General features: G+C 67.8%; 8 protein-coding genes. 3 read left to right on the plus strand and 5 right to left on the minus strand.

Features of this window, described 5'->3' with window-relative positions; translation table 11 throughout:
* Positions 1-194: 194 nt before the first annotated feature.
* From treZ to sucT, 4 genes are read right to left on the minus strand one after another with little or no spacing between them, the layout of a single operon-like run.
* The gene (gene treZ, locus ACRDU5_RS03195; RefSeq protein ID WP_526612769.1) at positions 195-1,964 is read right to left on the minus strand and encodes a malto-oligosyltrehalose trehalohydrolase; all 1,770 of its coding nucleotides are present in this window, start codon (positions 1,962-1,964) and stop codon (positions 195-197) included.
* The gene (gene treY / locus ACRDU5_RS03200) at positions 1,957-4,170 is read right to left on the minus strand and encodes a malto-oligosyltrehalose synthase (RefSeq protein ID WP_526612770.1); all 2,214 of its coding nucleotides are present in this window, start codon (positions 4,168-4,170) and stop codon (positions 1,957-1,959) included. The genes treZ and treY overlap by 8 nt, the downstream gene beginning before the upstream one ends.
* A 3-nt stretch (positions 4,171-4,173) precedes the next feature.
* Positions 4,174-6,306, minus strand: coding sequence for a glycogen debranching protein GlgX (glgX, locus tag ACRDU5_RS03205; RefSeq protein WP_526612776.1), 2,133 nt, complete (start codon positions 6,304-6,306; stop codon positions 4,174-4,176).
* Between the two features lie 15 nt (positions 6,307-6,321).
* Positions 6,322-8,478 (minus strand): acetyltransferase SucT, encoded by a 2,157-nt coding sequence (gene sucT, locus ACRDU5_RS03210; RefSeq protein ID WP_526612771.1) that lies wholly within the window; start codon positions 8,476-8,478, stop codon positions 6,322-6,324.
* A 23-nt stretch (positions 8,479-8,501) separates the two neighbouring features.
* Here sucT and bioA point away from each other — a divergent pair, with 23 nt between their 5' ends.
* On the plus strand, positions 8,502-9,794 hold the full coding sequence (gene bioA, locus ACRDU5_RS03215; RefSeq protein WP_526612772.1) for an adenosylmethionine--8-amino-7-oxononanoate transaminase: 1,293 nt from the start codon (positions 8,502-8,504) through the stop codon (positions 9,792-9,794).
* Here the strand turns inward: bioA and ACRDU5_RS03220 are convergent.
* On the minus strand, positions 9,754-10,290 hold the full coding sequence (locus tag ACRDU5_RS03220; RefSeq protein ID WP_526612773.1) for a DoxX family protein: 537 nt from the start codon (positions 10,288-10,290) through the stop codon (positions 9,754-9,756). The genes bioA and ACRDU5_RS03220 overlap by 41 nt on opposite strands.
* A gap of 208 nt (positions 10,291-10,498) precedes the next feature.
* On the opposite strand from ACRDU5_RS03220, the gene bioF reads away from it, so the two are divergent.
* Complete coding sequence (gene bioF / locus ACRDU5_RS03225) at positions 10,499-11,647, plus strand: 8-amino-7-oxononanoate synthase (RefSeq protein WP_526612774.1); 1,149 nt, start codon at positions 10,499-10,501, stop codon at positions 11,645-11,647.
* The coding region (gene bioD, locus ACRDU5_RS03230) for a dethiobiotin synthase (RefSeq protein WP_526612775.1) at positions 11,644-12,299 on the plus strand (656 nt) is incomplete at its 3' end. The genes bioF and bioD, both read left to right, overlap by 4 nt.

Here is a 12,299-nt window from a genome sequence, read left to right on the forward strand (position 1 = left end):
ACATACAACGATCGGCGCCGACGAAGCCGATCCACAGCAGCCTTTCGCCGAATCCCAAAGGGCCCATCAGGGCACGCCAACGTTGACACATGTCGGCGGCGGAATGAACCGGATCGGTGGCGGTCTCGATGGGCGGCGGCAGATAAGGGCTGGCCATGACGGGCAGCATGCACGACATCGCGGTTTCAGCGTAGTCAGTTATCCACAGGCCGCGTGCCTGTGGATGGCGACTTGACAAGACGCAGCACAGCGAACGAATGCCCCTCGAGCCGTGTCGCTTTCGCTTCAACGGTCGGCTCACCCCAGGCCAACACGATTTCACCGGTGACCGGGACCGTCACGTCGTCGGCGTTCAGGTTGCACGCGATCGCAAGCGAGCCCCGGTGCATCACAATCCAGCGGGCGTCCTCGTCGTAGTCGACCCGCAGATGATCCAGCCACCGGTCGGCCAGGTCGGGTTCGTTGTGCCGCAACGCGATCAGTTCCCGGTAGGTCTGGCGCAGCCGGCCATGGTCACCGGCGTCGACCTCGTCCCAATCGAGTTTCGATCGCAAGAAGGTCTCCGGGTCCTGCGGATCGGGGATCTCGTCGGCGTCCCAGCCGTGTTCGGCGAACTCGGCCTTACGACCCTCGGCGGTCGCCCTGGCCAGGTCGGGCTCGGGATGGGAACTGAAGAACTGGAACGGGCTCGACGAGCCCCACTCCTCGCCCATGAAAAGCATTGCGGTGTACGGCGAAAGGATAGCCAGCGCGGCCATGACGGCCAGCTGTCCGGAATCCAGGTGCTGCGACGGCCGGTCACCGACCGCGCGGTTACCCACCTGGTCGTGGGTGGTGGTGTAGGCCATCAGCCGGGTGGCCGGGATAGTCGCGGTATCGAGTGGTCGTCCGTGCCTGCGACCGCGAAACGACGAATACGTGCCCGCGTGGAAATAACCGTGCTTCAGCGTCCGCGCGAGCGTCTCCATCGAACCGAAATCGGCATAGTAACCCTGGCGTTCGCCGGACACCGCGGTGTGGATGGCGTGGTGGATGTCGTCATCCCATTGCGCGGTCATGCCGTACCCGCCGCGGTCACGCGGGGTGATCAGCCGCGGATCGTTCAGGTCGCTCTCCGCGATCAGCGACAGCGGCCGGCCCAATTCCTCGGCCAGCGCATCGGTTTCGGCGGCCAGCTCCTCCAGGATGTGGATCGCGGTGGTGTCGACAAGCGCGTGCACGGCATCGAGCCGCAGACCGTCGACATGGAAGTCGCGCATCCAGCGCAACGCGCAATCGATGATGTAGCGTCGCACCTCGTCGGCATCGGGATCGGCGAGGTTGATCGACTCGCCCCACGGATTGCTGCCCGACGACAGGTACGGGCCGAACCGCGGCAGATAGTTGCCCGACGGGCCGAGGTGATTGAACACCGTATCGATCAGCACGCCCAGGCCGCGTTGGTGGCAGGCGTTGATGAAGCGGATCAGGCCGTCGGGCCCGCCATACGGCTCGTGCACGGTGTACCAAAGCACACCGTCATAACCCCAGCCGTGCGGGCCGCCGAAGGCGTTGACCGGCATCAGCTCGACGAAATCGACTCCCAGATCGACCAGGTAGTCCAGCTTTTCGACGGCCGCATCGAACGTGCCGTCGAAAGTGAACGCGCCGACGTGCAATTCGTAGATCACCCTGCCCGCGATGGACCGGCCGGGCCAGTCGGCGTCGGTCCAGACGCCCGCGCCCGGCTGCCATCGCTGCGAGCGCCCATGCACGCCGTCGGGCTGGCGGGCCGACCGCGGGTCCGGAAGCACGGTCGGGTCATCGTCGAGCACGAAGCCGTACCGAACAGCAGGGCGCGCCTGAGTGTCGGGGACGTCGGCGCGCCACCAGCCGTCCGGCGACCGCGTCATCGAATGCAGCGTGCCGTCCACGTCGAGCCGGACGCGCTCGGGCCGCGGAGCCCACACCGCGAACTCAGCCATCGACCCGCTCCAGCAATGCGACGGTCAAGGTGGCGAACAGGTCGGCGGCCGACACCGGACCCGCCAGCCGTTGGCCGGTGAGGGAATCCACCCATTCGCCATCGGGCAGCGGCAAAACCGTGTCATCCCAACCGGTCTCGGCCAACCGCACGGTGTGTCGCGCCACCGCCACCAGCACGTCCTCGCCACGCAGAAACGCCACAATGTGCTCGGCCGCCGACCCGTGCGCCAACACCGGGGTGTAGCCGCCGGTCAGGAAGCTTTCCGGCCGGCGCCTGCGCAGCCGCAGTGCCGACGAGGTCACCGTGATCTTCGGGTGGTCCCGCCGGGCCAGCGCCTCGCGTCTCGCGGCGAAGTCCACGGGTCGACGATTGTCCGGGTCGACGAGGCTGTCCTCCCACAACTCGGTGCCCTGATAGACGTCGGGCACCCCCGGCACGGTCAGCGCCAGCAGCTTCTGCCCGAGTGCGTCATTGCGGGCATGCTCGGCAAGCCGGGTAACGAGGGCGGTCAGCTCGGCACCGACCGGGCCGTTGAGGACCGTGTCCAGCCAGCGGTGCACCGATGCCTCGAAATCGATGTCCGGATCGTGCCACGACGTGTGGGTGGCGGCCTCGCGAATGGCCTTCTCCGCGTAGTGGTGCAACCGGCCGCGCAGTTCGTCGGTCACATCACCGTCGACCGGCCACACCCCGAAGATGTTCTGCCACAGGAACAGTCCGGTAACCCCGTCCGGTGACGGGGCCGCCAGCTCCCACTTGGCGACGAGCTCGGCCCATAGCGACGGCACCTGTGACAGCACCCCGATGCGGGCTCGCACGTCCTCGCCGCGCTTGGTGTCGTGGGTGGACAGCGTGGTCATCGCGTGCGGCCACAGCCGGAACCGCACCGCGGCGCGTTGGTGAAACTCCGCTGCGGTGACACCGAACCGCTGCGGGTCACCGCCGACCTCGTTCAGCGAAACCAGCCGGGCATCCCGGTAGAACAGGCAGTCCTCGATCGACTTCGCCGTCACCGCGCCGCTGAGCTGCTGGATACGCACCGCCGGTTCCCCGCCATCCGACAACGCCACCGCGACCAGCGCCAGTGGCTGCGCCAGATCCGGTGTCTCCGCGGCGGTTTCGGCCAGCGCGTTCGCCATCACCCCCGCCAGGCCGGGGTAATCCGACCGGTACACACCGATGTGGCTGAGCAGCGCGGCGATGGCCTCCGGCATCCGCGGGTCATCGGCGCCGGCGGTCGACACGATCGCGCGGCGCAGCCGGGCAAGCTCACCGGCCAGCGTGTCGGTGGCCGCGGCGGTCTTGAGTTGCCGCACCAGCGTCGGCATCGCCGGGTAGTCCGCCCCGGTCGACTCGTAGAGGGCGGTCAGCGGGTCCACACCCGCGGGATCGATGAACACCCCGCCGATTTCGCGCAAGGCGTCATAGCCGGTGCTGCCCGCGACCGGCAGGGTGGCTTCCAGCGGCTCGTCGACGGCCAGGATCTTCTCGACGACGATCCAGGCATCCGGGCCGACGGCTTCGCGCAGCCACGCCAGATAACCGGCGGGGTCGGACAATCCGTCGGGGTGGTCGACACGAACCCCGTCGACCAAGCCCTCGGTGAACCAGCGTTTCACCTCCGCGTGGGTGGCGTCGAACACCTCACGGTCCTCCTGCCGCAACCCGGCGAGCGAGGTGATCGCGAAGAACCGGCGATAGCCGCAGGCAGCACTGCGCCAGCCGGCCAGCCGGTAGTGCCTATCGTCTTCCGGCAACGCCAGATCGGTGTCGGCGTCGTCGGAAGCCAAGATCGGCAACACAATTCGGCCCCGCTCGTCCAACTCCCAATCGATGTCGAAGAACTTCGCGTACGGCGAGTCACGGCCATGTTCGAGAACGTCCCACCACCACGGGTTCTGCTCGGGTTGGTCGACGCCGACGTGGTTGGGCACGATGTCGACGATCAACCCCATGCCGCGGGACCGGGCCGCCGCCGAAAGCCGGGCGAGACCGTCGGCCCCGCCCAGCTCCTCGGACACCGTGGTGGGGTCGGTGACGTCGTAGCCGTGCTTCGAGCCCCGCGCCGCGGTCAGGATCGGCGACAAGTACAGATGGGAAACCCCGAGCTCGTCGAGGTAGTCCAGTAGGTTCTCGGCGTCGGCGAAGGTAAAGCCGTCACCGCGCAGCTGCAGCCGATACGTCGAGAGCACCGGAGAAGGCATGTGTCAGGCGGTCTTACGCAGGACCAACAGCGACCGCGCCTGCAGCGAGATCTTCTCGCCCGCCCCGACGACGAGGTCGGTCGCACCGGTCGGCTCGGCGGTGTCCCACACGGCGGTCCACTCGTTGGCGTAGTTGCCGCCCGGGGTGACGAAGTCCTCGGCCCCGTCGTGCGCGTTGAAACACAACAGGAAAGAGTCGTCGACCACTCGTTCACCGCGCTCGTTGGGGGTTGGAATGGCCTCGCCGTTGAGAAACACCGCGACGCAGTTGCCGAAACCACTGCCCCAGTCCTCTGGGGTCATCTCCTGCCCGGCCGGGGTCAGCCACGCGATGTCACGGGCCTGCTCGCCGCTGCGGATCGGCTTGCCTTCGAAGAACCTGCGCCGACGGAACACCGGGTGGTTCGCGCGGAACTCGGTCACCCGGCGGGTGAACGCCAGCAGGTCGGCGTTGGTCTCGCACAGTGACCAGTCCATCCAGGACAATTCGGAGTCCTGGCAGTAGACATTGTTGTTGCCCCGCTGGCTGCGGCCGATCTCGTCGCCGTGCGAGATCATCGGCGTGCCCTGCGACAGCATCAGCGTGCCCATGATGTTGCGCATCTGCTTGGCCCGCAGCGCGAGGATCTCCGGATCATCGGTCGGCCCCTCGACGCCACAGTTCCAGGACCGGTTGTGGCTTTCGCCGTCCCGGTTGTCTTCGCCGTTGGCCTCGTTGTGCTTTTCGTTGTAGGACACCAAGTCGTTCAGGGTGAACCCGTCGTGACAGGTGACGAAGTTGATGCTGGCGCCCGGTCGCCGTCCGGTCTCCTCGTAGAGGTCCGACGAGCCGGTCAGCCGGGAGGCGAATTCGCCAAGGGTCGCGGGTTCGCCCCGCCAGTAGTCACGCACGGTGTCGCGATATTGCCCGTTCCACTCGGTCCACAAACCGGGGAAGTTGCCCACCTGGTAGCCGCCCTCGCCGATGTCCCACGGCTCGGCGATCAGCTTCACCTGGCTGACCACCGGGTCCTGCTGAACCAGATCGAAGAACGCGCTCAGGCGGTCGACGTCGTAGAACTCGCGGGCCAGTGTGGCGGCCAGGTCGAAGCGGAAACCGTCGACGTGCATCTCCAGCACCCAGTACCGCAGCGAGTCCATGATGAGCTGCAACGTGTGCGGGTGACGGGCGTTCAGGCTGTTGCCGGTGCCGGTGAAATCCTTGTAGAGCTTCAGGTCTCCGTCTAGCAGCCGGTAGTAGGCCGAGTTGTCGATACCGCGGAAATTGATGGTGGGCCCGAGGTGGTTGCCCTCGGCCGTGTGGTTGTACACCACGTCGAGGATGACCTCGATTCCGGCCTCGTGGAACGACCGGACCATGGTCTTGAATTCGGCCACCGCGCCGCCCGCATGGCGGCTCGCGGCGTACTGGTAGTGCGGCGCGAAAAATCCAAAGGTGTTGTAGCCCCAGTAATTCCGCAGCCCCAGGTCGATCAGCCGGTGGTCATGCAGGAACTGGTGCACCGGCATCAGCTCGATCGCGGTGACATTGAGCGACTTCAGGTGATCGATGATCGCCGGATGGCCGAGACCGGCGTAGGTTCCGCGCAGTTCCTCGGGGACGCCCGGATGGGTTTGCGTCAAGCCCTTGACATGCGCCTCGTAGATGATGGTCTCGTGATACGGCGTCCGCGGCGCACGGTCGGACGCCCAGCCGAAGAACGGGTTGATCACCACGCTGGTCATGGTGTGGCCGAGCGAGTCGACCATCGGCGGGGTGCCGGTGTCGGTGGGGTCGGCCGCCGCGGCGGCCAGGTCGTAGGAGAACAACGCCTGGGAAAAAGCGAAGTCGCCATGGAACGACTTCCCATACGGATCAAGCAGCAGCTTGCTCGGATCGCAGCGGTGCCCGGCCGCCGGATCCCACGGCCCGTACACCCGGAAGCCGTAGCGCTGACCGGGGGTCACCGTCGGCAGATAGGCGTGCCACACGTATCCGTCGACCTCGTCGAGGTTGATCCGGTCCTCGGATCCGTCCTTGGCGATCAGGCACAGCTCGACCTTCTCGGCCACCTCGGAGAACAGCGAGAAGTTGGTGCCCGCACCGTCGTAGGTGGCGCCGAGCGGATAGGCGGTCCCCGGCCAGACCGTGGTCATTTTCGAGGTCACCGGTCACCACCAGCCGGTGCCGGCTGCGATCTGGCGTCCGAGCTCGTCGGTCATGGTGCGCATGTACGTGGTGGATATGTGGTGAGAGTCGTGGTACAGCAAGACGTTTCCCTCGACGGCGCGGCAAACGTCCTCCCGGCACACCGCGTCACTCAGGTCCAGCGGTTTCAGCAGTGGGAACTGCGCGACGAAATCGAGTGTGGGGTTGCGGTCGGAAAGCACGTCGGATCGCCTGATCCCACAGGAGATGGCGTTGCCGCCGTCGGCCAGGCAGTCGGACGGGAAGAACGGCTCTCCGAGGCGCACCATCCACGGCGTGTCCCGCATCGCCAGAATAGGAATGTTGTTGCGCGAGAAGGTTTCCCAGACTCCGATGTACGTGCCAGGCATCACGTCGCCGGGCTTGATGTTCCACGGGCGGGTGGCGGTGGTGAACACGTAGTCCGGGCGATCGGCGATGAGTCTCGGCAGCACCCGTTCGTTCCACGTGCGGCACTCGGGATATGGCCGGTTGTCGCCCATCACCAGCGGCATTTCCTCGGTGGTCAATGGGCAGCCCATCTTCAGGTAGGTAACCACCTTGAAGCCGTGCAGGCGCCCCAGCTGATCCAGCGCGGTGACCCAGTGCTCGGCGTGCGATCCGCCGGCCAGTGCGATGGTGCGGGTCGCGGACTTGTCGCCGTACGTGCAGTTGATCACGCCGACGTTGTCGAAATCACTGATGCAGCCGTCTGCGGTGGTCTCCGGCACGTCGGTCATGGCTTCCAGCACCGTCGGGCGCATCGGCACCTCGGGCACCTCCGCATCGTCCAGCAGGGCGTGGGCGCCGGGATAATCCCGCGACGAAAGCCCGGACAGCCCTTTGCCTTCCGCGCGTAGCACGGTGACGTGCTCACGCCAGGTGAACGACGTCGCGGTCAGCGCGACCCCGAGCAGCGCCACCACCGAGCCGAGCACAATGGTGGGCCGGCGCAGCCGGGCGCGCAGCGGAGTCGTCACCACCGGCCCGATGTGGGTCGATGTGCGGTAGCGCAACGGGTTCTCGACATACTTGGTGGTCAGGTAGGCCAGCACACCAGAGGCCAGCAGCACGCCCGCGCCGTCCAGGAAGCCGGCCCGCGAGCTCCCCGAGTAGGACAGCCAGAAGATCAGCAGCGGCCAGTGCCAGAGGTAGAGCGAGTACGCCATCGATCCGAGCGTGACGAACGGCGCAGTGGCCAGCAGCCGGTTGGGCAGCGGCAGCCGACCGCAGGTGTGCGGGTCGGCCAGCCGATTGGCGCCGGTGAGGATGAACAGCATGGTGGCACCGACGGGCACCAGCGCCCACGGGCCGGGGAATTCCTGCACGCCGTCGATCAGCGCACCGCAGGACAGGATCGCGGCCAGGGCGACCACCGCGACCGTCGAGCGCAGCCACCTCGGCCAGCGGACGTAGCCGACCAGCGCGCCCACCAGCGCGCCCAGCAGCAGTTCCCACGCTCGGGCGAAACTGTTGTAATACGCGGTCGCCTGGTCGGCATTGTGAGCAAATATCGCGTAGACGAACGACGCGATCGTCAGCGAGCTCAGCAGCACGACAAGCGATACCCGCATGTACTTGCCGAGCAGCCGGCGAAACAGCAGCGCGAACAGAAAGATCAGCGCGAGGAAGGCGATGTAGAACTGGCCCTGCACCGACATCGACCAGATGTGCTGCAGCGGGCTCACCGCCTCACCGGCGCGCAGATAATCCGATGCGGTGGCGGACAATTCCCAGTTCTGGAAATAGCCGAGGCTGGCCAGACTTTGGTCGGCAAACGTCTCCCAGCGGGTTTCGGGCTGCACCAGGATGGTCAGCACCGCCGATGCGGCAAGCACCACAACGAGCGCCGGCAGCAGCCGCCGCACCAACCGGGTCACCTCGGGAACCGGCCACAACGACGCACCCGGCGTCAGCGCGGCGCGCAGCAGTCGACCGCCGAAGAAGAATCCGGACAGCGCCAGAAAAACGTCGACACCGCCGGAAACGCGGCCGAACCAGATGTGAAACACCGCAACGAGAGCGATGGCGATACCGCGCAGGCCATCCAGATCGTGTCGGTAGAAACCGGAATTGCGATCTGCCTTTGGGGCAGGCGGAGCCTTCACCGGCGCCGGACGGGAAGGGGCGAGGGTCATCATGGTCGACGGTTAATCTACCCAAGATGTCCGCGATGACCCCAGCCGAGATCAGCGCGATCGACGCCGCCCATGTGTGGCATCCCTACAGCACCATCGGCGCCGAGGCGCCGCCGCCCGTCGTCGCGGTCGGGGCCCGTGGCGCATGGCTGACGGTGATCAACGACGGGCGGCCTGTCGACGTGCTGGACGCGATGAGTTCGTGGTGGACAGCGATCCACGGCCACGCGCACCCGGTGCTGGACGGGGCCGTCGCCACCCAGCTCGCCACCATGAACCACGTCATGTTCGGCGGCCTGACCCACGAGCCCGCCGCCCGGCTGGCCCAGCTGCTGGTGCAGATCACCCCCGACGGCCTGGACACCGTGTTCTTCAGCGACTCCGGCTCGGTCTCGGTCGAGGTCGCGGTCAAGATGGCCCTGCAGTACTGGCGCAGCCTCGACCGTCCCGGCAAGCACCGGCTGATGACATGGCGCGGCGGCTACCACGGCGACACGTTCACCCCGATGAGTGTCTGCGACCCGGACGGCGGCATGCACTCGTTGTGGACCGACGTGTTGGCCCGTCAGGTGTTCGCCCCGCAGGTGCCCAATACCTACGACCCGGCCTACAGCGCCGCCTTCGAAAAGCAGCTGACGCAACACGCCGACGAACTGGCGGCGGTCATCGTGGAGCCGGTGGTGCAGGGCGCGGGCGGCATGCGCTTCCACCACCCGCGCCACCTGACCGACCTGCGGGACATCTGCTCCCGCAACGGCGTGCTGCTGATCTTCGACGAGATCGCCACCGGCTTCGGCCGCACCGGTGAACTGTTCGCCGCCGACCACGCCGGGGTGAGCCCGGACATCATGTGCGTGGGCAAGGCGCTGACCGGTGGATACATCACCCTGGCCGGCACGCTGTGCACCACCCGCATCGCGCACACGATCAGCAGCCATGAACCGGGTGCGTTGATGCATGGCCCGACGTTCATGGCCAACGCGCTGGCGTGCTCGGTGGCGGTGGCGTCGGTCGAGCTGCTGCTCGGCGGCGACTGGCGGTCCCGGGTGGCACAGATCGAGGCCGGCCTGCGCGACGGCCTGCAGCCGGCGCGGTCGCTGCCCGGCGTCGCCGACGTTCGGGTGCTCGGCGCCATCGGGGTGATCGAGATGACGGATCCGGTCGACCTGCGGGTGGCCACCGCGACGGCATTGGACCGAGGCATCTGGCTGCGCCCGTTCCGCAACCTCGTCTACGCCATGCCGCCCTACATCTGCACGCCGGACGAGATCGCGCAGATCACCTCGGCGATGGTTGCGACAGCCGCTGCGTTGGGCTGAAACGCGGTTCGCGACGCCGTCTCCGACTCTCGTGTCCGGCGATCCAGAGGGCAACGACGACGGCGCCGGCGGTGAGGATCGCCGCGAGCCATTTCTCGGCGGTGCCGAGCTGTGCGGTGAAGGACTCGGGGCCGAAGCGGCCCCACGCGACGAAGGCGGCCAGGGCGAGATAGGCCAGGTCAGCCGCCATCGCCTTGAGCTCATGGCGACGGAGGCGGGTGATCGCCGCGCCAACCATGATCAATCCCAGACCGGCAGCTGCCAGCGGCACCAGAACCGGCGCGATGTCGAGTGCGGCGGGCAGGATCAGGCCGGCCGCGCCGAGGACCTCGAGTGCTCCGATGGCCTTGACCGAGCCGGCGCTGAAGTCTTCGACCCATCTCGCACTCGGCGTAGCGGCGGCTATCTTCTCCTTCTGCATGATCACCTTGCCGGCGCCACCGATCAGGTAGGCGACGGCAAGCAGTCCGGCAACGATCCACAGAGCGAGGTTCATGGTCTTCTCCTTGAAGTGGTGGGCACCTCTCTAACTTGAGAACCCGACGACGCGCTGTTTGTGACGGCGCAGCCGCGTGACCTTCGTCACTCACCTCGGCGAAGGTTGGCGTCGCGCGTGCATTAACCTGAACGGCGTTCAATTGTCGGCTCGGCCGACGTGTTCAAGTCGCGCCCAGGAAGGCGCGCCCAGGAAGGGAGGGAGCATCGTGACCCGCGCAGGTCTTTCCCCGCTGGCGTGGCTCGACGACGTCGAGCGGCAGCGCCGCGCGGCCGGACTGCGCCGATCCCTGAGTGCGCGGCCGCCGGTCGGGGCCGAGCTCGATCTGGCGTCCAACGACTACCTCGGCCTGTCGCAGCATCCCGACGTGATCGACGGCGGCGTGGCCGCGCTGCGCACCTGGGGCGCCGGGTCGTCCGGATCCCGGCTGGTCACCGGCAACACCGAATTGCACGAGGGCTTCGAGGCCGCGCTCGCCGACTTCGTCGGCGCCGAGTCGGCGCTGGTGTTTTCGTCGGGTTACACCGCCAACCTCGGCGCGGTGGTCGCGCTGTCGGGGCCGGGCTCCTTGCTGGTGTCGGATGCACTGACCCATGCGTCGCTGGTCGATGCCTGCCGGTTGTCCCGGGCCCGGGTGGCGGTAACGCCGCACCGCGATGTAGCGGCGGTGGACCGGGAATTGGCGGCCCGCGACGAGGAGCGCGCGGTGGTGATCACCGATTCGGTGTTCAGCGCCGACGGGGTGCTGGCGCCGCTGCGTCAGCTCCACGACGTCTGCCGGCGCCACGGTGCCCTGCTGATCGTCGACGAGGCGCACGGGCTCGGGGTGCGGGGGACCGGTGGGCGTGGCCTGCTGGACGAGGTCGGGCTCGCCGGTGCGCAGGATGTCGTGATGACCGCGACGATGTCGAAGGCGCTGGGCAGCCAGGGCGGCGCGGTGCTTGGTCCGGCAGCGGTGCGCGAGCACCTGATCGATGCCGCGCGGCCGTTCATCTTCGACACCGGGCTGGCACCGGCCGCGGTGGGCGCCGCATGGGCGGCGCTGCGGGTGCTGACGGCCGAGCCGTGGCGGGCACAGGCGGTGCTGCGCTTCGCCGACGAGCTGGCCCGGGTGTGCGACGTTCCCGAACCGCCGGAGTCGGCGGTGGTGTCGGTGATCCTCGGTGCACCCGAGGTGGCGCTGGCGGCGGCGACCGCCTGCCTGGACCGGGGTGTCCGGGTCGGCTGCTTCCGGCCGCCGACGGTGCCCGCGGGCACCTCGCGGCTTCGGCTCACCGCGCGGGCGTCGCTGTCCGACGACGAATTGGACTTGGCCCGGCGCGTGCTCACGGAAGTGCTGGCAACGGCACGCGGGTGAGCGTTCTCGTCGTTACGGGCACCGACACCGGCGTCGGCAAGACGGTGGCCACGGCGGCGCTGGCCTGTCATGCACGGCTGGCGGGCATCGACGTCGCGGTGTGCAAGCCCGTGCAGACCGGCATTGCGGACGGCGACGACGACCTCGCCGACATCGCCCGGCTGTCGGGCGTTACCGAATTGTCCGGCCTGGCACGCTTTCCCGAGCCGCTCGCCCCGGCCGCGGCCGCGCACCGCGCCGGCATGGCATTGCCGGGCCGTTCGGAATTGGTCGCGTCGGTGTGCGCCGTCGACGCCGATCTGATGCTGGTCGAGGGCGCCGGCGGGCTGCTCGTCGAGTTGGGAACCGACGGGGTGACGCTGCGCGACATCGCAATCGACCTTGCCGCGCCGGTGCTGGTCGTGGTGTCGGCCGAACTGGGAACCCTGAACCACACCGCGCTCACACTGGAAGCCCTTGCCTCACACAATGTTTGGTGTGCGGGGCTGGTCATCGGAGCGTGGCCGCACCAACCCGGAAACGCCGAAGCCGGCAATCGCGATGCGCTGTCGGCGCTGGCCCCGCTCCGGGCAGTGTTACCGACGGGTGCTGGCTCGATAAGTGCCCAAGACTTCGAGAAGCTCAGCGCGTCCGCGTTCGACCCGGACTGGGT

Origin of the sequence: Mycobacterium sp. (genome assembly GCF_050701515.1) — a bacterium.
Taxonomy (GTDB): Bacteria; Actinomycetota; Actinomycetes; order Mycobacteriales; family Mycobacteriaceae; genus Mycobacterium.